The organism is Thermoanaerobacterium butyriciformans (assembly GCF_017874545.1).
Lineage (GTDB): Bacteria > Bacillota > Thermoanaerobacteria > Thermoanaerobacterales > Thermoanaerobacteraceae > Thermoanaerobacterium > Thermoanaerobacterium butyriciformans.
Genome location: NZ_JAGGLT010000013.1, coordinates 55,247 through 78,261 on the forward strand (window position 1 = coordinate 55,247; position 23,015 = coordinate 78,261).

23 protein-coding genes are annotated in these 23,015 nt (G+C 32.4%); all 23 read right to left on the bottom strand.

What is annotated here, in order from left to right:
• Position 1 precedes the first annotated feature (1 nt).
• The 23 genes from J2Z80_RS06865 to J2Z80_RS06975 all read right to left on the bottom strand — a co-directional run bounded on the left by J2Z80_RS06865 (position 2) and on the right by J2Z80_RS06975 (position 22,821).
• Complete coding sequence (locus J2Z80_RS06865) at positions 2 to 1,063, bottom strand: nucleotidyltransferase family protein (protein ID WP_209453745.1); 1,062 nt, start codon at positions 1,061 to 1,063, stop codon at positions 2 to 4.
• Complete coding sequence (locus J2Z80_RS06870) at positions 1,063 to 1,725, bottom strand: acetyltransferase (protein ID WP_085111710.1); 663 nt, start codon at positions 1,723 to 1,725, stop codon at positions 1,063 to 1,065. Before J2Z80_RS06870 ends, J2Z80_RS06865 begins: the two co-directional genes overlap by 1 nt.
• Before the next feature lie 32 nt (positions 1,726 to 1,757).
• A complete protein-coding gene (neuB, locus tag J2Z80_RS06875) occupies positions 1,758 to 2,819 on the bottom strand; it encodes an N-acetylneuraminate synthase (protein WP_280953178.1) in 1,062 nt (353 codons plus the stop codon).
• Positions 2,820 to 2,822: 3 nt separating this feature from the next.
• Positions 2,823 to 3,485 carry a PIG-L deacetylase family protein gene (locus tag J2Z80_RS06880; protein WP_085111711.1) on the bottom strand — a complete coding sequence of 221 codons (663 nt, stop codon included), beginning with the start codon at positions 3,483 to 3,485 and terminating at the stop codon, positions 2,823 to 2,825.
• Positions 3,482 to 4,366 carry a methionyl-tRNA formyltransferase gene (locus J2Z80_RS15285; protein WP_085111712.1) on the bottom strand — a complete coding sequence of 295 codons (885 nt, stop codon included), beginning with the start codon at positions 4,364 to 4,366 and terminating at the stop codon, positions 3,482 to 3,484. The genes J2Z80_RS06880 and J2Z80_RS15285 overlap by 4 nt, the downstream gene beginning before the upstream one ends.
• Position 4,367: 1 nt before the next feature.
• Positions 4,368 to 5,531: a UDP-N-acetylglucosamine 2-epimerase gene (gene neuC, locus J2Z80_RS06890; RefSeq protein ID WP_085111714.1), complete on the bottom strand. Its 1,164-nt coding sequence runs from the start codon at positions 5,529 to 5,531 to the stop codon at positions 4,368 to 4,370.
• Positions 5,532 to 5,535: 4 nt separating this feature from the next.
• The gene (locus J2Z80_RS06895) at positions 5,536 to 6,654 is read right to left on the bottom strand and encodes a LegC family aminotransferase (RefSeq protein WP_209453746.1); all 1,119 of its coding nucleotides are present in this window, start codon (positions 6,652 to 6,654) and stop codon (positions 5,536 to 5,538) included.
• Positions 6,647 to 7,633 (bottom strand): NAD-dependent 4,6-dehydratase LegB, encoded by a 987-nt coding sequence (locus tag J2Z80_RS06900; RefSeq protein ID WP_209453747.1) that lies wholly within the window; start codon positions 7,631 to 7,633, stop codon positions 6,647 to 6,649. Before J2Z80_RS06900 ends, J2Z80_RS06895 begins: the two co-directional genes overlap by 8 nt.
• Before the next feature lie 31 nt (positions 7,634 to 7,664).
• A complete protein-coding gene (locus J2Z80_RS06905; protein ID WP_209453748.1) occupies positions 7,665 to 9,434 on the bottom strand; it encodes a motility associated factor glycosyltransferase family protein in 1,770 nt (589 codons plus the stop codon).
• Entirely contained in the window at positions 9,434 to 9,787 is a 354-nt protein-coding gene (locus J2Z80_RS06910; RefSeq protein WP_209453749.1) for a DUF8042 domain-containing protein, read from the bottom strand. Before J2Z80_RS06910 ends, J2Z80_RS06905 begins: the two co-directional genes overlap by 1 nt.
• Positions 9,788 to 10,121: 334 nt before the next feature.
• Positions 10,122 to 12,827: an AAA domain-containing protein gene (locus J2Z80_RS06915; protein WP_349292584.1), complete on the bottom strand. Its 2,706-nt coding sequence runs from the start codon at positions 12,825 to 12,827 to the stop codon at positions 10,122 to 10,124.
• A gap of 538 nt (positions 12,828 to 13,365) precedes the next feature.
• Positions 13,366 to 14,187 carry a flagellin N-terminal helical domain-containing protein gene (locus J2Z80_RS06920; RefSeq protein WP_209453750.1) on the bottom strand — a complete coding sequence of 274 codons (822 nt, stop codon included), beginning with the start codon at positions 14,185 to 14,187 and terminating at the stop codon, positions 13,366 to 13,368.
• Between the two features lie 123 nt (positions 14,188 to 14,310).
• Positions 14,311 to 14,538 (bottom strand): carbon storage regulator CsrA, encoded by a 228-nt coding sequence (csrA, locus tag J2Z80_RS06925; protein ID WP_209453751.1) that lies wholly within the window; start codon positions 14,536 to 14,538, stop codon positions 14,311 to 14,313.
• Positions 14,519 to 14,968, bottom strand: coding sequence for a flagellar assembly protein FliW (gene fliW, locus J2Z80_RS06930; protein ID WP_209453752.1), 450 nt, complete (start codon positions 14,966 to 14,968; stop codon positions 14,519 to 14,521). Before fliW ends, csrA begins: the two co-directional genes overlap by 20 nt.
• Before the next feature lie 22 nt (positions 14,969 to 14,990).
• The gene (locus tag J2Z80_RS06935) at positions 14,991 to 15,548 is read right to left on the bottom strand and encodes a DUF6470 family protein (protein WP_209453753.1); all 558 of its coding nucleotides are present in this window, start codon (positions 15,546 to 15,548) and stop codon (positions 14,991 to 14,993) included.
• A 12-nt stretch (positions 15,549 to 15,560) separates the two neighbouring features.
• A complete protein-coding gene (gene flgL / locus J2Z80_RS06940; RefSeq protein WP_209453754.1) occupies positions 15,561 to 16,451 on the bottom strand; it encodes a flagellar hook-associated protein FlgL in 891 nt (296 codons plus the stop codon).
• 17 nt (positions 16,452 to 16,468) lie between these two features.
• Entirely contained in the window at positions 16,469 to 17,905 is a 1,437-nt protein-coding gene (gene flgK / locus J2Z80_RS06945) for a flagellar hook-associated protein FlgK (protein WP_209453755.1), read from the bottom strand.
• Between the two features lie 35 nt (positions 17,906 to 17,940).
• The gene (locus J2Z80_RS06950) at positions 17,941 to 18,417 is read right to left on the bottom strand and encodes a flagellar protein FlgN (protein WP_209453756.1); all 477 of its coding nucleotides are present in this window, start codon (positions 18,415 to 18,417) and stop codon (positions 17,941 to 17,943) included.
• Between the two features lie 14 nt (positions 18,418 to 18,431).
• The gene (flgM, locus tag J2Z80_RS06955; protein ID WP_209453757.1) at positions 18,432 to 18,710 is read right to left on the bottom strand and encodes a flagellar biosynthesis anti-sigma factor FlgM; all 279 of its coding nucleotides are present in this window, start codon (positions 18,708 to 18,710) and stop codon (positions 18,432 to 18,434) included.
• Between the two features lie 45 nt (positions 18,711 to 18,755).
• Complete coding sequence (locus J2Z80_RS06960; RefSeq protein ID WP_209453758.1) at positions 18,756 to 19,163, bottom strand: TIGR03826 family flagellar region protein; 408 nt, start codon at positions 19,161 to 19,163, stop codon at positions 18,756 to 18,758.
• 6 nt (positions 19,164 to 19,169) lie between these two features.
• The gene (locus J2Z80_RS06965; RefSeq protein ID WP_209453759.1) at positions 19,170 to 19,859 is read right to left on the bottom strand and encodes a ComF family protein; all 690 of its coding nucleotides are present in this window, start codon (positions 19,857 to 19,859) and stop codon (positions 19,170 to 19,172) included.
• Between the two features lie 111 nt (positions 19,860 to 19,970).
• Positions 19,971 to 22,184 carry an SF1B family DNA helicase RecD2 gene (recD2, locus tag J2Z80_RS06970; protein WP_209453760.1) on the bottom strand — a complete coding sequence of 738 codons (2,214 nt, stop codon included), beginning with the start codon at positions 22,182 to 22,184 and terminating at the stop codon, positions 19,971 to 19,973.
• Positions 22,185 to 22,251: 67 nt separating this feature from the next.
• Positions 22,252 to 22,821 carry a hypothetical protein gene (locus tag J2Z80_RS06975; protein ID WP_209453761.1) on the bottom strand — a complete coding sequence of 190 codons (570 nt, stop codon included), beginning with the start codon at positions 22,819 to 22,821 and terminating at the stop codon, positions 22,252 to 22,254.
• Positions 22,822 to 23,015: the final 194 nt, after the last annotated feature.

Consider the following 23,015-nt stretch of genomic DNA (forward strand, 5'->3'; position numbering starts at 1 on the left):
CTTATAAACTATCCACCTTTTTAAAATATTCAAGTGTATTACGATATTCTTCCCATTGTCCAACATCAAACCACTTTGAGCTTACAGGATATACACCAACTTTATATCCACATTCTTTTGACTTTAATAACAAATCCGGCATGTTAAAAGATTGTCCATCTGGAATCAGACCGATCAATTCGGGTTCTAAAACATATACACCTGAATTTATTACAAAATTATACTCTGGCTTTTCTATCATATTTATCAATTCGCCATTATTAACATTCATAACACCATACGGAATCTGCATATTTTTAACAACACCTACTATAGTAGCGTGATTCCCATTTTTTTTATGATATTTTAAAAGTTCATCGAAATCTATATCTATAATAACATCACAATTTGATAAAATAAAAGTATCATTTAGTTTATCAATTGCAAGTTTTAACGAGCCCGCAGTCCCAAGGAATTCTTTTTCTTGTACAAAATTTATATTATAACCGTCAGGATTTTCTGCAAAATATAACTTTATAATTTCAGCTTTATAATTAAGAGAAATTATGAAATCATTAAATCCGTAATTTTTAAAATTTTTCATTATTATCTCTATTATTGGCTTATCTCCTATAGGTATCAATGGTTTAGGAAGTATTTTTGTAAACGGATCTAACCTTGTACCCTTACCGCCAGCCATAATAAAAACACTGTTATTCTTATTTGAATATTCATATTTTATTCCAATAAATTCTTCCATCAGTATTAAATCGATAACTCTTTTTTCATTATCTATTACAGGAATAGTTTTTATTTTATACTTTATCATCAACTCTTTAGCAACTTCTTCTTGTCCTCTATAAACATATTTTGGTTTCTTATTCATAATGGTAGAAACAGGCTGTTCCAATGATACATTATACAATATCGCCCTTCTTATATCTCCATCTGTAACAGTTCCAACAAACCTATCATCATCATCAACAACTAAAAGAATTTGTAATCTATTTTCATTTAACTGCTTTATAGCATTTTTAATAATACATTTATCGCTAATAACAACGGATTTAACCTTATTCTCCATTATTGATTTCTCCCCATATCATACCTATATTTTTTTATTGTCCCTGGAATACCTACAACAACAGCATTATCAGGTACATCATCTAAGACAACAGTACCAGCTCCAACTAAAGAATTTTTACCTATCTTTATTCCCTCAATAATAACAGACCCAATTCCAATATGACTTGCTTCACCTATTTTAACTCCTCCTGCAATTTTAACGCCTGGAGCAATATGAACATGATCGCTTATTATGCAATCATGTTCAATAATAGATCCTGTATTTACTATCACGTTATTTCCAACTCGGGTATCAGGACCTATAAAAGTACCAGCCATTACAACATTTCCTCGCCCGAATTTTACATGCTCTGAAATAATAGCTGATGGGTGAAATGCATTAATAAAAGTAAAGCCAATCTCCTTTACTTTTTCATACAAATTTTTTCGCAAATAATTATCTCCAACACTTCCAACAACTATTAGTGCATAATTTATCTCACGTTTTAATAAATCATTTAATTGCTCATCAGTTGCAATAACCGGTACGCCTAAAACTTTTTTGCCAATCTCATCAGATTTGCCTATTAGTCCTTCAATATGTATTTTATTATTTTTTTTCAGTATATCTATCACCGCTTTTGCATGACCACCTGCACCAATTAAAATTAATTTATCCAAAAGAATTCCTCCTTGGAAAAAGCATATAATTATTATTCAAGCATAGAAAAGTCAATAATTGTATTCTTTAAAATATGAATTCTGGCTTTTTTACCAATTAAATAATCAAAAAACTTAGGAGGCAAACCAGTTCCTGGCCTTTTTGTAATTAACATCTCTTCCGTTATGACACTGCCACTGGGTATATCTTTAGCTGCAATAATTGACTTCCTTGCTACATCTCTAACATTTTTTTCATTCTCTCTACATCTTTTTATCCCATTTCCTAATGCCGCCTCTATGTTTCTAATGCTTTTAATCATAAGCTTAAGTTCGCTTGGTTCAAGTGAAGCCTTGTGATCAGGGCCTATCATTCTTTTATCAAGAGTAAAATGTTTTTCAATAATCAATGCTCCCATCGAAACTGCTGCTATTGCAACTTCAATGCCAAGAGTATGATCTGAATAACCAACAGGTAGCTTAAAAGCATTTTTCATAGTTATCATTGCATTTAAATTAACATCTTTGTATTCAGTTGGATAATTTGATGTACAATGCAATAAGAATATACTCTTATTACCAGTATTTTTAATCGCTTCTATCGCTTCTTCGATTTCACCTAAATTAGACATTCCCGTGGAAAGTATTATTGGTTTCTTTTTTTTTGCAATGTATTTTAAGAAGGGAATATTTGTAATATCACCAGAACCAATTTTAAATGCAGGTACGTCAGCTTGTTCCAACATATCGGCACTTTCATAATCAAAAGGAGTTGCTAAATAGATTAAATTTCGCCTTTTGCAATATTCCATTATTTTGACATGATCATCATAAGACAATTCTAACTTTTTTAACATATCATACTGTGTTTCATCTGGAGATGTAGTCAATTTTTGGTATTCAGCTTTCTTAGCGTCTTTAATCACTAAATTTTCTGTTTGAAATATTTGGAATTTTATTGCATCTGCACCTGCTTTAGACGCCGCATCAACTAATTTCATAGCTGTTTCTAAATCACCATTATGATTCACTCCTGCTTCAGCTATAACAAATACAGAAGAATTTTCTGATATTGTTCTATTTGCTATTTTAAGCATTATATCATCACGCTCCAACATCTAATCTTCTATAAATTTTAAAATTCTAAAACCTTCAGCATATCTACAACCTGAAGCACAACCTCTAATTAGAGCTAAAGACTTTACACTATCTTCGCTTCTTGGAAAAGGGTGCTCTTTAATCTCATCATCATAAATATTTAATATTTTAATCTTTTTCTCAATAAAATCACTAATATCTATAAAGTAATTTGGAACAAAACCATTATCAGAATTTGCATAATCAGATTCAGATGGAATTTCCATCATTAAAATACATTTAATAAAAGGAAATCTAAAAACTTTCGTACACGAATTTAAAACATCAAAAACGACTTTATGATCTGAATGAATATCGTATCTATATGGTAAAATTATTCTATTAGGCTCAATTTGTCTTATTATATTTGATACCTCCTCTATTAAATCTTTTTTATGATACTTATCTAAACCGGATGGTTGCAATTTTAAATTGTAAAAGTAATCAAAATCATACGATTTAATCACATTATTAATTTGACTAGTTCTCTTATCTACTTCAGTTATAGAATATCCATATTCCTCCTTCTTATCAGTAAAATTTAACCAAGCAATTTTATATCCATTCTTCTTATATCTAAGTATTGTGCCTCCGGCTCCAAGTGTTTCATCATCTGGATGTGGAGAAACTACCATTAAAATCATAAATATTCACCTTCCATAATTATTTCTCCTAAATCACAATCCGTAATCTCAATGCAATTATCTCCTGCTTTTATTAATAATACACCATTGTTATTTTTAATAACTTTGCCAGGTTCTAAATTGTCATATCTATTAGTTCTTACCTCATTTACTTTCCAAACCCTAACTTTTTTATTCTTATAAAAAAAATATGCACCAGGATAAGGCCTAGTTAAAGCCCTGACTAAATTATAAATTGTATATGATGACATTCTCCAGTCTATCTCTCCGTCTTTTTCGCTTCGCTTTCTCCAATAATTGGATATAACATTATCTTGTTTAATTGTTTTATAAGTTCCATTTTCCAATAAAGGAATAAAATTTTCAATTTGTTTAAGTGCAATGGATGTAATCTTTTCATATAAACTTTTGGCATCATCTGAATAATTTATTTCAATTTTCTCCTGTGATAAGATATCACCACTATCTGCATCCTCATTCATAAAGAAGAATGTAGATCCTGTCTCCTTTAAGCCTAGCGCCAATGCCCATATTATCGGATGTCTACCTCTATTTTGCGGCAACAAAGCTGGATGATAGCCTAAAACTCCCATTGGAGGTATATTCAATAGTTCCTTTCCTATTAGCTGTGATAAGCCAAAACAAAATATAATATCTGGTTCTTTACTCTTTATATACTTTATAGTTTCAAATTCGTTAATATTATTAAAATATTTATATTCCAAATTATTGTGAATACATAATTCAGATAAATTTACAAAATCAGAATTATACTTAGATTTTTCTTTTGTTAATACAGACACAATATTACAGTTTAATTCTATTAATTTTTCTAATATCCTCTTTGAAAATTCAACAGTTCCAATAAATAATATCCTCACTTTACATCACCATATCATAAAAAGTCTTCTTAATTGATATATTTGTATCTAAAATCTTCTTAAGTATATTTATTATTCTTTCTGATGATTTGCCATCACCATATGGATTATCAATAGTTTTACATAATTTTTTAAATTCTGTAGACAATGCTTTTTTTAGTGCCAATACTATCTTTTCAGAATTCGCTTCACAATCTATTACACTTTTCGCCTTTATTCTTCCCTTTTGCCTGTCTCCGATATTTACTGTTGGCTTTTTAAATGTTGGTGCCTCAATTATTCCACTTGATGAATTCCCTAATATAACATCAACATTTTTCATCAAAGATAAATACTTTAAGCGTCCTAACGAAGTAAAACTTGCTGCCCTATCTGTATTAGTTTTTACATAGTTATCTATAAGCATAGATATAATTCTACCATCTGTATCGGCATTAGGTTTTGTAAATATTATTTTTACATTTTTAAAACTATCCAAAGCCTTTAATAATTCAATAAATTGGGCCTGTGAAGTATTATTTTCAAGTGTAACAGGATGATATGTAACTAAAATATTTACTTCTCCTAACTTAAACGACAATTCTTCTTGTAAATCTTCCCTTGAAAGCAACTTAATATTTTCTATATTGTCAATTCCTAAAGCCCCCACATTAAAAACTCTTTCAGGATTCTCTCCAAGTTGAATAACTCTATTTTTATAAACCTCGGTAGATGTAAAATGATATGTACTCATTTTTGTTATCGAATGTCTAATAGCATCATCAATTAGACCTTCAGTTAATTCTCCTCCATAAAGATGAGCTATTGGTATTTTAGCAACTAAACATGCTACAGCAGCAGCAAATGTTTCAAATCTATCACCCAATAAAATTACTATATCAGGCCTTAATCTATTCAATGCATCTGCAAAACCAATTATTCCTAACCCTATTGATTTTGTAATGCCTATTTCTGAATCACTTGATAATAGCATTTCTATTTTTTCATTTATCTCAAATCCATCATCAATAATTTCTTTAAAAGTTAATCCAAATTCAGGCGATAAATGCATTCCTGTAACTATTATTTGAAGATCAAATAAATTTGTTTCTTTAATTTTTTTTAATAGAGGATAAAGTAAACCATACTCTGCTCTTGTACCTGTAACAACTGCAATCTTCTTCATATACTCACCTCTTTTTTATACCTAAAATATCTAATAAAGTTTTTGCAACATATTTTATATCTTCATAAGTATTTAATGTTGAACCAGGTAAATTTAAGCCGTTTTCATATATTTCATAAGAATTACTATAGCTTCCTTTCTTGTATTTTTTATAAGGAGGAAAATCTACTATAGGATTAAATATTCTTCTTGTTGGAATGCCCCTTCTTTTTAATTCATCTTGAATTTGAGGTATAGCCATACCTACTTTTTTACAATCAATTTTTACTGAAGGTAACCAAGCAGAACTTTCTGCACTTTCATATTCTTTTTGCAAAGAAATTTCTTCAATCCCATTAAAAATTTCTTTGTAAATTTCGAAATACATGCGTTTCTTTTTTAAAAATTCAGATAAACGCTCAAGCTGTGCAATCCCAAGAGATGCCTCTAAATTTGTCATTCTATAGTTAAAACCTATCTCTGTATGATAGTATCCTTGTGCCATATCCCTTGCCTGGTTAACTAAAAATTTTATGTGCGATGCCCATTCTCCATTATTTAAAGAAATCATCCCACCTCCACCTGTTGTTATAACTTTATTTCCATTAAAACTAAAACACCCTGTATGGCCTATTGTTCCTGTCATACTCCCTTTATATGAAGCTCCAAGACTTTCCGTTGCATCTTCTATAACATAAATATTGTTCTCCATTGCTATCTTCATTATTTTATCCATATCACATGGATTGCCATATAAATGTACAGGAATAATTGCTTTTGTTTTAGGTGTAATCGCTTTTTCTATTTCTCTTGGTTCTATGTTCCATGTGTCTTTATCAACATCAACAAATACAGGAGTTGCTCCGCAGTAAACTATCGGATTAACAGTCGCAACGAATGTAATAGCAGGAACTATAACCTCATCACCATCTTTAATGCCTAATTCATAAAGTGCCATGTGCAGTGCTGCTGTTCCACTTTGAACCGAGACACAATGATTTACATTTAAAAATTCCGCAAATCTTCTTTCAAATTCAGGAACGAAAGGACCAGCAGTAGATACATAACCACTTTCAATGCACTTTACTAAATAGTCTTTTTCTTTATCGCCTAAATTAGGCGAGTCAAGTTGTATATTATACATTATATACCTCCGATTTATATAAGCTGATATTATCCTTAATCCATCTAATCGTTTCTTTTAGCCCATCTTCAAGTTGATATTCGGGTATCCAATCAGTATATTTCTTTATTTTAGAGTTATCACATACTAATCTTTCAACTTCACTTTTGTCTGGTCTAAATCTTTGTTCATCTTGTACTATTTCGATATCAACATCCATTAACTTTGAAATCAGCTCTACTAAAGAACCTATCGAAATTTCATGTCCAGAACCAACATTTGTAATGTTCCCAATCAACTCATCACATTCAGCAATTTTAATAAAGCCATTAATTGTATCTTTTACAAAATTTAAATCTCTAGTAGGACTTAATTTACCGAGTTTTATTTGCTTTTTGCCAGTTAATATCTGAGTTATTATTGTAGGAATAACTGCTCTTGCTGATTGACGTGGACCATATGTGTTAAAAGGCCTCACGATTGTTACAGGTAAATCAAATGCATTATAAAAACTTAAAGCCATATTATCAGCACTTATTTTCGTGGCTGAATATGGCGATTGAGGCTGTAAGGGATGAAATTCATCAATGGGTATATATTTTGCCGTTCCATAAACTTCACTTGTTGAAGTATGCATAACTCTTTCTATATCAAGCTCTCTTGCAGATTGCAATACATTGTATGTTCCTTCTATATTAGTTTTTATATAGGCAAGAGGTGATACATAGGAATATGGAATTCCAATAAGCGCAGCCAGATGAAATACAACATCCACTCCTTTCATAGCATCTCTAACACTATCATAATCTCTTATATCACCCCTATAAATTTCGATCTCATCTTTATACTTAGATTTTTCTAACCAACCCCAATTATTATTAGAATTATACCTGACAAACGCTTTTACTTTTGCACCTATTTCCACCAATCTTTCTGCTAAATGGGAACCAATAAATCCTCCTGCCCCTGTAACTAAAACTTTTTTATTTTTTAAGTTCATCACATATCCTCCTAAAAAGTCTTCAACTTAATCATCGTTTGATTTCGTCAACTGTTTTTAATGCTTTTTTTAAACCTTCCAATGACTTTTCTATCGCTTCATATATTCCTTGATAAAGTGTATATGACATCATTGCAATTCTAAGCTTTTTTTGCTTTTCAGTCTCATCTTTTTCAGGTCTAAACCCTTTTAAAACTTTTGTAGTAACTATGTTTAATATAGAAGATATATACAAAAAACTGCCTTTTGAGTTTTTTAATCTTTTGTCTATTTTATCTAGTATTGATACTATATGAGATACGTCTGCATTAACATCCTTCTGATATTCATTATACATTTTTTTCGAAAGCTTTGCAGCACGCATGCAGTCATTTTTTATTTTTTCTAATTTTTTAATCGTATCTCTAAATTCTTTCGCAAAATCATCTATCTGCCTTTTATCTAATTTAATCTTTCCATCTTTCAATATACTGTCTATCTTATTTTTTACATTTATTTCTCTATTCATAAATAGCTCTATTACTTCTTTAAATCTCATTATTTTAGTTCCTTTTATAAGTGCACCACCTTCTGTCGCATTTATGTATGTCCTATCTGGATGCCCATATATATAATTTTCAAACCATGTCTTAAACGAAAGCAAAACGCGATCGGTCAAAACTTTTTCTTCAAAGTTGCCTTCAACATATATATACTCCTTTTCGTCAGAATTCTCTTTTATTCTGTCCTTTTCATAAGTTGTTCCAGATGCATGTGTCCTATTATCTAAATACGCTAAATCTTGACCTATAAAAACAATAGGATTGCATCCTAACATATATGCAAAATCCAAAGATAAATTAGCAACTGATGGTCCTGTACTTAACTTTCCAAAATCTAACGATAATCTATCACTAAGCAATTTCGTATATGTTGATGCAATCTCTGCAATGATAAATGATCCCCCATATTCTTTTAATATTTTAGGATATAAAGTCAAATCGTACACAAGTGGAGATTTGACTTTATATCCATCAAAATGCTCAAAATTCTTCTCTCCACCATCTATTGATACAACAAAATCCGGTTCAATATTTTTTTGCAAAAGTGCTTTTAAAGCTGTCCCAACACATATAATGACACATTTACCCTTTGCCTCTTTTAATTGCTCAATGTTTTTGTCAAGTGATGGACCAGCAGAAACTATTACTGCAGGAATATTTTTAAATACACCAAAAAAAGATTTAACCGGTACGCTCTTAAAAACATATTCCAAATTCTCCATGAAATTTGACTGCCATTGCTCAGCAAAGTAAAGTGCTGTATTTCTGTTAATTCGCATCGAATTTATCGTTTCAATTAAACATTTGTTAAATATTTCATAATATTTGTTAAAGACCTTAGGATATTGCTTAAATTCCTTATATATAACATTTTCAAAGTTATCCCATGGTATATAAGACTGTAGTATTACATTTAATTTTTCTTCTGATTCTTCACTTATAAAATATAAATTCTCCCTATTTTTAAATCTATCGTAGTATCCATTATTTAGTGCAAATTGAAATATTTCATTTGATGGTTCAACCAATATCAGCCGATTATTGGGTGATAATCTACTTAAAAGATAATTAATATGATAGCCTAATCCTATACCATAAATAATTAATATAGACTCATCACTAATCTCAATAGTATCAACCCATTCTTTTGCTTCTTTGTCTGGATAATATGAACTATGCAAAAAATACCTTTTTCTTTCATTCATATATACCAAAGTATCATTGCCATCTTTTGCTTTAGAAATTTCAAATGAACTCATCAGTTAAGCTCTCCTTTTTTGCAGTGATTCATATATCCATATAATATATCCTTAATCTCATAATTCAGTGAATCGGATATTAATTGATAATCTGAATTTTCAATTCCATTCATCAATGCACTTAAACTCTCATTCACCTTTACAACATCCAAATCAAAGCCATGAAAGGGCATAGTCAATGTTATTGCTTGTATTGACCAATTAAGCCCGTCAATAACACTTATAAGCAACGAATTTGCTTCTGCATACATGCCTTCGTCTATTAACCTTATAACATCGTCGACACCATCAATAAGCCTCGGCACATACTTAAGGCTCTCTGCTACAGTTTCTTTCATCATATCATTAAGCATATAAACCCACCTAACATTTTTACATTTCTACAATGATTATCGGCTTGACAGAATAAAAGTTTAAACTTATATAAATTAACTTCTGAAATGTAGCTAATATTATTATGTACTTATGTTAATTAGGTACAATTAACATAATATCAATGTCATCCTTATTAATTTTAAGCGAACAATAATTCATAGGTCTTAAAATACATCTATAGTTATTTATAAATAAAATACGAATATTATTTATACAATATCTAGTTATAGGCAGACGCGTCCACTTGCGGGGCGTATAGTGTTTTTTTATTAGTACATGTTACATCAATATGCTTTTTCATAAAATTAAAAATCATTTTAATCCGACAGTTCCATTACAATATGGATAACCACTACATCCTAAAAATGTGCTGTATTTTCCTTTTCTGATTATCATTGGTCTTCCGCACTTAGGACACTTTTTGTCAACTACATCGCCAATTCCGTTTGATTTATTTAATTCTAAATTTTTTATGATCTCTTCTGTAACAAATTGACCTTCGTATCTCATCATCTTGCCTTTAACGTACTTACCAGAGAATATATTTACATCACCTTCCCAAATTATAGAGTCAATAATGTATAGATTTATCTCTATTTTTTCTCTTTCGATTACCATTACACCTATTTCTTTAATTTTATCTATTGTTTTTCTGTCATTTATACTATTTTTCTTATATGTCGGACTAGTATATAAAGTTATTTCGATACCGTTTTGTATCATATCTGTAAATCTTGGGATAAATCCATTTATTAACTCATCTAAAACTTCAGGACATATAACAATAAATCGCTTTTTAACTTTAATAAAATCATTAATAAAAGCCGCTAAAAAATCATCTTTAATATTTTCAACTAACTTTGAATCATTGTTAGCTATTAATCTCACTTTGTGTAGATCTAAAATCTCTTCTGACTGAATCAAATTAGCTTTATCTAACAAATAAGAGATGACTTTTTCTACTTTTGAATTTAGAATCAATCTGGACTTTAAATATGCGATATTTCCGACAAAACAAAAATTCATTTTAGCTCTTGTCAATGCCACATTTAACAGTAAATCAGCATTTGTACTATGGTTGAAATCATTTATCAATGGTGACAAGTCTACACCTTCACTGTCAGATAAATCATATATTATAACATCACATTCACCGCCTTGAAATCTATGGACAGTGCTTGCCATTAATTTACCAGATATTTTTTTATCTCTAATTATTTTATTTATAAGACGTGCCTGTGCAGCATAAGGTGTTATAATACCAATTTTCAATTTTTCATTTTTTTCTAAAATTCTTTCAGCAACTTCGATACAAATGAATGCATTGTATATATTAAACCTACTTTTCTTTGCTATCTTATAACACCTAGGATTAGTATTTGATGTATCTATTATTGATATAGTTGGCATTGAATAATCTCTTGTTCTTAAAATGACACTTATATCATCTTTTAATCTTCCATTGTAATAAAATTTATTAGATATTGCAGATAATTCCGGTACCATCCTATATTGTGTATCAAGTAAGCACACATACGGATTAATTATTGCTTTATTTACCTCATCAATTCCAATTATATTAAAAATATTTTTGCCAATTATTTCTTTGGCAAATTGATTATCAGTAATGCATATAGGTGGAAGTTGCAAAAAATCTCCTGCCAGTGTAATAAATCCATAAAGTTTACATCTGCTGAAAACCCAATATAAATGTGGCAGCTGAACCATGCTAACTTCATCAATAATTAAAACATCAAATTTTTCTTTAGCCAATTTATCATCACAAAATGTCTTTGTAACAGTAGTAGCGATTAATTTAGCTTCAGCAATTATCTCTTTTCTTTTTTCTATGATTTCATTGTCTATTTTGCTTATTTTCTCATTAATATCATATATTTGCCTATCAATCTCTTTAAGTCTATCTTTTAACAATTTAATTTGTTTTAATTTTGATTTAGATTCTTTAATTCTTTTGTTTAATTCTATATTTTCTAATTCTTTTTTTTCAATTGTATCTATTAATTTTTCTATGTCTTCATCGGAATTACGATTTTTGCATTCATTAAGATGTGTTTTTAGCACACTTAAGCTTAATTCAATTTTATTGCTGTCATCTTCCAATTCCATAGAAATTTTTTCATAATCTAATATTATCTTATTTATTTTCTCTTTTTCAATAATAAGTGTTGAAATATTATTTTTATAAAGTTCTTTACTTGATAATAATAAGCCGCATTTTGATTTCAATATATTCTCAATCAAAATGTTTTGATAGTTTTCACTATAATAATCATAAAATCCATTTTGTGGATAACCATATCTCAATATTTTCCCTTGGTTATATATTTTAAGTTTTTTAAGATTTTTCATAACATTTTTCATAGCTTCATCAACAGCATTGTTTGAATGAGATATCAACAATACTCTTCTACCCAATTTTAAATGTTCTTCTATTATTTTTGCCAATGTCTTTGTTTTACCAGTTCCTGGTGGTCCCCATATTATATTGAATTGCTCTGACAATGATTTTTTAACTGCTTTTATCTGCGCATCATTTAAACCACTCTTTGAAAATTTTACTTCATCTGTATAAATTTTTTGAGGAATATTTCCATCAAATATCATATTGCTTAATATAAAATCGCAATTAATTGTACTTTCATCGCAATTTTGATATCTTTTTTTTAAAATTTCTAGCAAATACCATAACCTAAAATCAAGTATTGCTTCTTTTATATTGTGACCCAAAAACTCAGGTATGCTTATTTCTACTTTAGAATCTATCACAGACAAGATTTCTGCTGAATAAACCTCACCGTTTACAGTTATCTTAGCTTTTATTTCCTCAATATCGTAAAACTCATTTTCAAAAGAAAATTTATAAATATTGTTTGATTCATCGTTACGAATATATTTGCCATCATATATTTTTATCACACTTGCTTCATTTTCTCTTTTCATAGCCTTTATTTCTTCCTCTATGGCATATATAAACGAATCTATATATTTTACTGCCACAATAATCCCCCATTTCTACCCATTATATATTATCGAAAATTTTACATATTTATTGAATAATATCACTATAATTTGGCTAGAAAATTATTAATAATTGGGGCATCGTATGGAAAATAAGAGATCTAAATTCTAAGAATATGATTTAAGGGAGGCTTTGCCTCCCTTTATTGTTATCTTAGTAATTGTAATACTGTCTGTGGTTGTTGATTTGCCTGAGCTCTTCCAGGCCGATATCTTTCGATATCGAATAGATCATATCTTCATCCTATATCAAATAGGAGCCGGGCACTTCGGGATTTATCCCTACGGACTTCATCACCTTGAGTTTTTCTTTTAGGTGGTATGTCCTGATCGTTGAACCTTCCCCAACCTTTCGGTACAGGGGCTTGGCTGCTGATTGCCCAATCCTTATACTTTTTAACCTATCACATCTATCCTTTCGGATTATGTTGTAGGGTATAAGGCTCTAAGGGTTTTCCAGCAATTCACCCGGTGGTAATCCTGAAAATTACTCTTCAGGACGCCTGTGGAAAACAGCTTATGCAGCTATTCCCTCAAGCATTGCTGTAGCTGCTTGGTTTAATATGTTGTCTTTTGTGAATTCCATCATTTCTTGAGCCATATCTACATCTCTTATACGAGAATTTGCAGCCGTCAGATTTTCCGATGCTGTGCCAAGATTATTTATTGTGTGTTCAAGTCTATTCTGAAGAGCACCTAAATCAGCTCTCTGAGCAGAAACTTGATTTATAGCTTTATCTATAACATCAATTTGTTTTGAAATACTTGCTGCTGTAATACTAGCACCTGCTGAACCAACAAATATAGAAGCTATGCTCATGGCACCAGTTGCCGTATCTTTTAAGGCCGACGCACTCATTTTACCAATAGAAACAGAAATAGTCTGACTGTCATTAGCTCCAATTTGCAACGTAACATTGGCAGTACCATCTAAGAGATTTTTTTGATTAAATTGTGTCGTAGTAGCTATTCTATTGATTTCTTGTTTAAGCTGTTCAATTTCCTTTTGAATATTAGCTTTATCTTGATTCGTATTTGTATCATTTGATGCCTGAACTACTAATTCTCTCATCCTTTGGAGAATCGATGTTGTCTCATTTAATGCACCTTCTGCTGTCTGTATGAGTGAAATACCGTCTTGTGCGTTTCTTTGAGCTTGATCCAATCCTGCTATCTGTGCTTTCATCTTTTCAGATATTGCTAGACCTGCTGCATCATCTGCTGCACTATTAATCCTGTAACCTGATGAAAGCTTTTGCAATGCTTTTTGTGTATTTGTGTTGTTTGTCTCAAGTGCTCTCCATGCGTTTATAGCACTTAAGTTTGTGTTGATTACCATATTTTCTTCCTCCTTGAATTTTTATTTGGCATCCATGCCATATCCACCATAAGATTTCCCACAGTTGGCCAACTGTTTATCATTTGTTTTACACTATATATATCGATTTTATTTTTTTTTAGTTTAGTCTTTTTTTATAAGTTTTTCTAATTTTTCAAGTGATGATTTATCTATAAGTGCTGCTTTCTTGTTCTCATCTTTTACTTCTAAAAGCTCTTTTCTCACTACTGATACATTCTTTGGAGCAGATATGCCTATCTTTATATTTTCGCCATCGATGCTTACAACCTTTATCTCAATGTTATCCCCTATAATCAGAGATTGCCCTATTTTACGGGTTAGTATCAGCATTTTTTAGCTCCTTAAGTATAGGATGTTTTATCATGTACTCATCGTTGTCGAGAAGTATCTGCATCCCTTTATTGTTTTCTGCATTTATGATTATAGGGGCTTTTAGGTTGGCAGTCATCTTTTCAATTTCATCAGGTATTACAACGATGGCAAAAACGAGAATGTGATTTAAGTTCTTTATATCCAACAATTTTACCGTCTCTTCGTCTAATTCAACATTATAATCTTTTATTATAGCTTTTGGATCGATTATCACAAATGCTATATCCGTATCATCGAGGGACTGAAGCCACTTAAATGGGGTAAATTCTTCAGAGCTTAGAAGAATGAAGCTTTTAAGTCCCTCGAAGCCTGGTATACCTTCATCAAAGTGAAGTACATCTTCCTCATTGTAGCTGACAACACCAAAATTTCTTGTCACTATATCCATAGCTCATGCCTCTCTTTCGAATTCAAACTATTGCATCCACATTCTGCCCTATGTAGTCGATTTTTATAGACGGATACTGCAGCATGTATATATTTATATTTGCCCTTGTTGCTTCTATCTCCGGCTTTTTAGGCACTGCATCTATATACGCCTTACCCTCCTGCCAATTTATATTGAGATAACCGTCAAACCATATCTTTGGCCTCGATTTCGGCATAAGGTCTACATTAAAGTCGATATCCTCTACACCTGCCTGAGATGCTAACTCAGGTATGACATTTTGATGGTTCTCTATTGATGCCAATGCATTGCCATCGTCGACTATTTTAGCTATTGCTTCAAGCCCTACTTGATAGCTTCTTTCTGCCTCGTCGTGTATAAGGTCAAATATGTTTTTTAGACCAGACTCATAAAAGCATTGATATTGATCTATGTGCACCTGTGGCAGCTTCTGATCAATCTCTATCTTAGGCATCTCCTGATGTATATTGAGGTCTGCATTTTGATTGTGTATATTAATTTCGGCAGGAGTAGTATCTATACCTATCCTGCCGAATGTTTGATGTATTGCTATATCCATAGTACCATTCCTTTACCTCAGGAAATCTACTAGTGATGGTTGAATGATCATGGCTCCAGACGCAAGTGACGCTCTATAGACATTCTCATCCATCTTGAGGTTTGTGATAACCTGTGCTATGTCTGCATCTTGGTTTTTTGACAGCAATGCTGTGAAGTTGTAGTTGTCATCACTAAGCCTATTTGCAGTTAAATCAATTCTATTTGCCTTTGCACCTGCATCCGCTCTGATCGCAAGAACATTTTGCAACTGATTGTCTATATCACCAATTATATTGCTGACAGTCTGATTATCACCTGATTTCAATGCATTTGACAGATTATCCATGACATTGAGAAGCTTAGATGTGCCGGAAGTTACATCAAACACTTTATCGCCTGTCACATTTACTTGAAGAGTATTACCTCCTGCGCCTATCTCAAACTGTATCACACCATCATCGCCTGCGTAGCCATTGCTGCTGTCGCTAAATGGCTTAGTATCAGTCTTATATCCTGCAAATATGTACCTGCCGTTGTACTGTGTATTGCCTACCTGAATTAGCTGCTGTTTAATCTGATCCACTTGTGCCGCAATGCTCTGCATGTCGCTTTGAGTAAGCGTGCCGTTTGATCCTTGTACAGCTAAGTCTCTGGCACTTTGCAGCAAATCTCCTATTTGTCCCAAAGCTGTATCAGTTAAGCTAAGCCACGACTTCGCATCATCTGTATTCTTTGTATATGCATCATTTCTAGCAATCTCCGTCTTTATCTTTAAAATATTTGCAACTGCGACAGGATCATCTGATGGCTTGCTTACTTTTTTGCCTGTGGATAGCATATTTTGATCTCTTTGCAATCTCTCAAGATTGCTGTTGTAATCACTCATAAAATTCATAACAAGCATATTATTTGTAACACGCATAATCTACACCTGCCTTTTTACGTTACACCCATTTTATTGATTAGCGTATCTAGAAGCTGATCCATAACTGTAATCATCCTTGCTGACGCTTCATACGACTTCTGATACTTAAGCATATTCGTCATCTCTTCATCGAGAGATACACCAGAAACTGACTGCCTGTTATAGTCCACCTGTTTCACCATAGCGCTTTGATTTGTCTGCATCATATTGGCTTGCTGCGCATCAACTCCTAGATTTGATATTAATGAGCTTACAAAATCGTCAAACGTTCCACCGTTTAATCCGCTAATTTTTGTATCTCTAAGGGCTATAAGTTTTAAGACGTTTGAATTATCTCCAGGTAATGAATTGGGATCAGATGCTGCAGCGATCTTTTGAAGTCCATCATCTGCAAGTATGTCTGACGAGACTTTAATATTTTTTGCATACTCTGCCGTCGGATCATACGTAGAATCTGTTATATTAAAGAAATTAACACCAGTACTGCCGTCAAGTCCATATCCTGCAGCATGCTGTGCATTAAAAACCGTCGCAATATTATATGCAAGCTTATTCAACTGCTCTTTATAATACGGTATGCCTTTTACACCGTTTGTTCCATCGCCGTCCCTCATGTCAAGAAGCCCTTTTAATATACCTCCCGTTGGATTTACAGGCGTACCTGCAAGATCCCACTTTACTGTTCCTGTATTGTCTACGCTCATCGTATAAGCATTATTGCCATCAACAAGAGCCTGTCCGCTTATATCTATCCTGAAGTTTTTATTTGAATCCTCATAAGTAGTTATATTGACTATCTCTGAAAGCTTATCTACCAGCAAATTCCTCTGATCTCTCAGGTCATTGGCAGTTTGCCCCGTAAGTTCAAAACGGTATATCTCATTGTTAAGCTTTGATATTCTATCAGCATAAGAATTAATTTCCTGCACGCGGCTCTCTATCGTACTGTTTAGTTCATTTTCTTTGTCATCAAGATGCTGGTATACTGAATTTATAGTATCTGTCAAAGCCACGCCATTTTCCCTGACTTCTGCTCTTACCTCAAGGCTTTCAGGGTTTTTTGATAGTTCTTGAAGCGAATTGAAGAAATTATCTATGACAGTAGTAATTCCTGTATCAGACGGCTCATTCAATATGCCCTCTATCGCTGATAAAGTATCTGATTTAGTCTCCCACTCGCCAAGTGTGGTATTTTCTCTTCTGTACTGTTGATCAAGGTACTGATCTCTTATTTGACGGTAACCATCAACATTTACGCCACCTCCTATGGCTTTACCCCATTGATCGGCCATACCATAAGTTGTTGGTGGCGCAATGGCAGATAAGTCTATCACTTGCCTCGTGTAACCCGGTGTATTTGCATTCGATATGTTGTGCCCAGTCAAGTTCAGTGCCTGCTGACTTGCAAATAGGCCTGTCTTGGCTATCTCTAATCCTTGAAAAGTGGACAATGCGCTCTCATTCCTTTCATTGCAATATTAATATTTTAAGCTTTTCTGTCAATTATGCTGCTATATTGCTTTATAGATCCATTGTCGCCATAAATCCCGTTGTCTTGTACTAAATTGCTTGATATAAGACCAATTGAGTAATTGACATATTCAATAGATTGCTGTAAAAGTGATTTATTAAGTTCATTTCTATCATTAAGGGCTTTAAGTATGTTTTCAAACTCCAGCTGAATTTTTCTTAATCTAAAAGCATCATCCGCCGGCAGCAGCTTACATAATTTGCTAATAGTCATTTCACCGGTATTATCATATTGTTGTAAAATTTCTTCTCTTTCTTCCTCCAGCTTTGAGAGCCTACATATTATGCTTCCCTCTACTTTTGTCATATTATCAAGTTCTTGTATTTTCCCGTGTATTATTACATCAGTCTTTTTTGAAGATATATCAAGCAAGTCTTTATATAAGAGCATTTCCCCATTTAATACATCTATCAGATCATTTATATCCGGCATAATCTATACCACCTTTATATTTTTTTATCAAGGAAGGCCCCTTTCAGTATAGACTCAGCAACTTCATCTGATTTTACATAATATGTCCCGCTATCAACTTTTTCCTTTATATCCTGCACTTTTTTCTCTCTAATCTGTTCATATTCTGCAAAACTTTTATTTATCTTTGACGCATTACTTGATATCTCTACTTTATCAATATTATTTGTCTTTTTTGCATCTACAGCCTTTGAACTTGCTGATTTATACATATCGTAAATATTATTAATATTTATATTGTTGTAAATTTTCATTCTTTCCCACCTTCCCAATATTATATCGGCTAAATAAAAATTCTTTTAATAATTTTTCTTTTGATTGTCTCTTATATATAGCTTTTCATATCTCGAATCTTTTTCTGTAATTCCATCGTTTAATGAACTTCTAAGCGTTTTTTCAAGCGCTTTCGAGCATGATTCGCAATACCTGCCCGATAAAATTTGTTTGCCGCATCTCTCACAAGTCAATGTAATATTGGTATTTTTAGAACCCAATATCAGCCTTCCTTCCCTTAAAAAATCCAAAATCTTTTTAACTTCAACTTCTGTTGCCGCCGATACTTCTGCCATTGTAGCCTGTGGATTTTTTTCAATGTAATCCCTTATCTTGACAAAATCTTCTTCATCTTTGTTAAAGCATTCAGGGCACAAGTCAAATCCAGTATAGTTGTACAGTTTTCCACACCTTTTACAATTCCTTATATTCATAGAACCTCACACATTCCTTCCTGTAGCAATTGTCGCTGCAAAAACATCTTTTGCACCGCTTTCTTTTAAGACTTTTGCACATTCATCAATTGTGGAGCCAGTTGTTAAGACATCATCAACAAGCAGTATAGTCTTATTCTTAATCATATCTTCATATACTACTTTGAAGGCACCTTTTAAGTTCTTCGTCCGCTCTTCTCTGCTAAACTCAGTCTGGGACTTTGTATTTCTGATACGCCTTAAAGGCTTCGACATGATTATGTCAAATCTATACGATAGCTCTCTTGCCAGAAGCTCAGCTTGGTTATAGCCTCGCTGATCTAACCTCGCTCGATGAAGCGGTACAGGTACAATTACATCAAATTTTATATCAGCATCTTTAATGTATTTGTACATATACTCTGCAAAAAACTCAGCTAAATTTCTCTCTTTGTAATATTTAAACCTGGCTATCAAAGATTTCATAGTTTCATCATATTCAAAAGCACTTATGCTGCGGCTAAAAATATGTTCATGCTCCATACAGTCAGGACATTTCTCGCCTGTATCAATTGGTTTTCCACATACGATGCACGTATTGCCACTTATAAATGGCAACTTGCCTTCACAGTCGTCGCATATATTTCCTTCTTTTATCATCTTGCCGCACAGTATGCAATTTGTCTTTGGTGGAAATAACAGATCGAGAAATATCATAGTGCATCCTTCCGTCCATCTGTTTAATTTCTATATCGACATATTTTGAAATTTATTTAACTTTCATGAAAAATTTTATCTATAAATAGAAATACTGCATGTATTTAACATTTAATTCTCTATCATGAACCTAAGCGCCTTTTTAAGCTTTGGCAAAAGTCCGGAGTATCTCTTTGATATGAGATTATTATCTATCATATTTTTTAAATATTTTTCTTGTCCCACAATAACAACAAGTTTTTTTGCCCTTGTCACAGCTGTATACAAAAGATTCCTTGTTAAAAGCATTGGTGGGCCATAGCTCATTGGCATGATTACAGCCGGAAATTCGCTGCCTTGACTCTTATGAACAGTTACACAATAGGAAAGGCTTAATTCATCAATATCTGCAAAATCATAAGTAGCCCGCTTATCATCATCAAATAAAACGGTAAGTTCTTGTGCATCATTATCTATAGATTCAATGGTTCCCATATCGCCATTAAAAACGCCTTCGCCTTTTTCATCACCTTTTGTCCACTTCATCTTGTAGTTGTTTTTTATTTGCATGACTTTGTCCCCGACTCTGAAGGTAAAATCCTTCATTTGCCTTTCATTCAATCCTTTTTTTGGTGGATTGAGACATTTTTGCAGCTCGTTGTTGAGATTTATCATACCGATTAAGCCTTTTCTCATGGGACTTAAAACCTGTATATCTGAAAAAGGATTAAAGCCGTAGGCCTCCGGCAGCCTTCTTTTGTTGAGATCCAATATTATCTTCAATATTTCTTCTTGTGTAGCAGCATTTATAAAGAAAAAATCATTTTCTCTATCATTTAATATGGGATATTCACCATTGTTTATTTTATGCGCATTTACTACAATTAGACTTTCTTTACCCTGCCTGTATATTTTATTAAGCCTTATTACCTTAACTAAACCGCTATCTATTATATCCCTCAAGACATTGCCGGCTCCTACAGATGGCAGCTGGTCAACGTCTCCAACAAGTATCAATCTAGAGCTTAAGGGAATCGCCTTAAGCAGCGCATTCATCAACAATATGTCTATCATAGATGCTTCATCAATTATTATGACATCCTCAGATAATGGGTTTTTATCGTCTTTTGCAAATCCCCTGCCCTCTTCTTCCGTGTAAGAATATTCAAGGAGGCGGTGTATTGTCTTTGCTTCAAAGCCTGTAGCCTCAGTCATTCTTTTGGCTGCTCTCCCCGTTGGAGCAGCCAAAGCAACTGATTTTCCAAATTTCATAAATAGCTTTATTATGAAATTTATTATCGTGGTTTTTCCTGTGCCAGGTCCTCCAGTTATTACAAGAATTGAATTTTTTACAGACTCTTCGACTGCAAGCCTCTGATTATCTGCAAGCTTAATACCCATATCAGCTTCTATCTTCGATATTTCGTTTTTTATATCGATGTCACCAGGCTTCACATCTGTCAATGTCATATTCATTATCTTATTTGCTGTATTGTTTTCTGCCGTATAATATGGCATATAATAAACACCGTGAGATCCATCCTCAAATGTCTCAAACATTGCCTTGCCGCTCTGGGCCAAAAGCACAAGAGAATCATTCACTTCTTCTTCAGATACATCAAGGAGTTTAGCCGTTTCTTTTGATAATAAATCAAGAGGTACATATGTATGTCCATTTGCAGCGTACTGCATTAAAACGTATTTCGTCCCTGATGAAATTCTGTAGCTTGAATGTGCATCAACACCCATTGCAAAAGCGATTTTATCGGCAGTCCTAAATCCAATTCCAAATATCTCATCAGATAGCCTGTACGGGTTTTGCTTTATAAGATTTATTGAATCATCGCCATACTGCTTGTAAATTTTTATAGCATTTGTGGTAGATATGCCATACCCTTGCAAAAACACCATCACATCTCTTAAACCTTTTTGCTTTTCATAAGACTCAGTTATCATCTTGACTCTTTCTTCGCCTATACCCGGTATTTCCATTAACTTCTCAGGATGTGTCTCTATTATACTAAGTGAATCGAGTCCAAATTTTGAGACAATCTTCTTTGCCATAACAGGTCCTATACCTCTTATAAGTCCCGAGGAAAGAAATCTCTCCATGCCGTACAATGTTGATGGTGCTATCATTTCATACTTCGATACTTTTACCTGTTCCCCATAATCAGGATGTGTCATCCATTCTCCTTTAATCTTTAAAGTCTCACCGATTCCAACAAAAGGCATATAGCCCACGACGGTAATGGAATCTGATTTAGAATTAAGCTCTAATACAGCATATCCATTCTCCTCGTTTTTAAATATTATCTCCTCAACTGTACCTACTATTTCAACCATTCTTATCCCTACTTTGCCTTATTCTATTAACATTGTATATTATTTTTAGCTATATTTGAAGCACATATCACATTTTTTCAATTTTAAACTTTATCTTAACGATCTCTTCGTATAAAAGTGCTATGTCTGCCTTTGTTGCAGGAAGATTGTACATGGCTTTGTCGTCATAATTTAATGAATCTAAATTGGCAAAAAACGTCTTCATCATAGAAGCATCTCTCATGTGTTTTTCTATTGATGCTTTCTTTTGATAAACTTTTATGTTGCTTTCACCTACATATACTAAACTAAATGATGCACATTCTTCTATCTTCTTTATTTTTTCATAGCATATATATCCATAAGCAGTGTCCTTTGCTACCTTAGGGATCCTTACCTTCAATTGTATCAAAGTAAAGTCACGAGCTAATGGAATTGGAAATGAATTTCTTATACCAAGGCTTTTCGCATACTTTTCTCTTATAGCACTTAAATCTACAGCATATTTTTTTAACGTCTTATTTAAGCAGCTTTTTACGCTGCACTTTATATACGATACATTACCATCCAAGTCTATAAGTTCTGTCCCATTTCCATATTCATCTATATAAGAAGGCAATATGGCAAGGTACACATCAGGTAAATCAAAATCCTTCATCTCCATTACTCCTTTGCGAACTAATGTTTGTATTTATTATATATGATAATTTTTCCAAAGTCAATATACGGTTACCAAGAACTAATCATAATTTTCTGATTTTTTTTTTTTTTTTTTTTTTTTTTTTTTTTTTTTTTTTTTTTTTTTTTTTTTTTTTTTTTTTTTTTTTTTTTTTTTTTTTTTTTTTTTTTTTT

What these genes read in the sequence shown, in the direction of transcription:
- J2Z80_RS06900 (WP_209453747.1), bottom strand. Translation starts at nt 7,633, where the DNA reads ATGAACTTAAAAAATAAAAAAGTTTTAGTTACAGGGGCAGGAGGATTT.
- J2Z80_RS06960 (WP_209453758.1), bottom strand. Translation starts at nt 19,163, where the DNA reads ATGAATATAAGGAATTGTAAAAGGTGTGGAAAACTGTACAACTATACT.
- recD2 (WP_209453760.1), bottom strand. Translation starts at nt 22,184, where the DNA reads ATGGTTGAAATAGTAGGTACAGTTGAGGAGATAATATTTAAAAACGAG.
- J2Z80_RS06975 (WP_209453761.1), bottom strand. Translation starts at nt 22,821, where the DNA reads ATGAAGGATTTTGATTTACCTGATGTGTACCTTGCCATATTGCCTTCT.
- J2Z80_RS06920 (WP_209453750.1), bottom strand. Translation starts at nt 14,187, where the DNA reads ATGGTAATCAACACAAACTTAAGTGCTATAAACGCATGGAGAGCACTT.
- J2Z80_RS06865 (WP_209453745.1), bottom strand. Translation starts at nt 1,063, where the DNA reads ATGGAGAATAAGGTTAAATCCGTTGTTATTAGCGATAAATGTATTATT.
- J2Z80_RS06950 (WP_209453756.1), bottom strand. Translation starts at nt 18,417, where the DNA reads ATGCCGGATATAAATGATCTGATAGATGTATTAAATGGGGAAATGCTC.
- flgL (WP_209453754.1), bottom strand. Translation starts at nt 16,451, where the DNA reads ATGCGTGTTACAAATAATATGCTTGTTATGAATTTTATGAGTGATTAC.
- J2Z80_RS06905 (WP_209453748.1), bottom strand. Translation starts at nt 9,434, where the DNA reads ATGAGTTCATTTGAAATTTCTAAAGCAAAAGATGGCAATGATACTTTG.
- J2Z80_RS06965 (WP_209453759.1), bottom strand. Translation starts at nt 19,859, where the DNA reads ATGATATTTCTCGATCTGTTATTTCCACCAAAGACAAATTGCATACTG.
- J2Z80_RS06910 (WP_209453749.1), bottom strand. Translation starts at nt 9,787, where the DNA reads ATGCTTAATGATATGATGAAAGAAACTGTAGCAGAGAGCCTTAAGTAT.
- J2Z80_RS06880 (WP_085111711.1), bottom strand. Translation starts at nt 3,485, where the DNA reads ATGATTTTAATGGTAGTTTCTCCACATCCAGATGATGAAACACTTGGA.
- csrA (WP_209453751.1), bottom strand. Translation starts at nt 14,538, where the DNA reads ATGCTGATACTAACCCGTAAAATAGGGCAATCTCTGATTATAGGGGAT.
- fliW (WP_209453752.1), bottom strand. Translation starts at nt 14,968, where the DNA reads ATGGATATAGTGACAAGAAATTTTGGTGTTGTCAGCTACAATGAGGAA.
- J2Z80_RS06895 (WP_209453746.1), bottom strand. Translation starts at nt 6,654, where the DNA reads ATGTATAATATACAACTTGACTCGCCTAATTTAGGCGATAAAGAAAAA.
- neuC (WP_085111714.1), bottom strand. Translation starts at nt 5,531, where the DNA reads ATGAAGAAGATTGCAGTTGTTACAGGTACAAGAGCAGAGTATGGTTTA.
- flgM (WP_209453757.1), bottom strand. Translation starts at nt 18,710, where the DNA reads ATGAAAATTTACAACAATATAAATATTAATAATATTTACGATATGTAT.
- J2Z80_RS06935 (WP_209453753.1), bottom strand. Translation starts at nt 15,548, where the DNA reads ATGGATATAGCAATACATCAAACATTCGGCAGGATAGGTATAGATACT.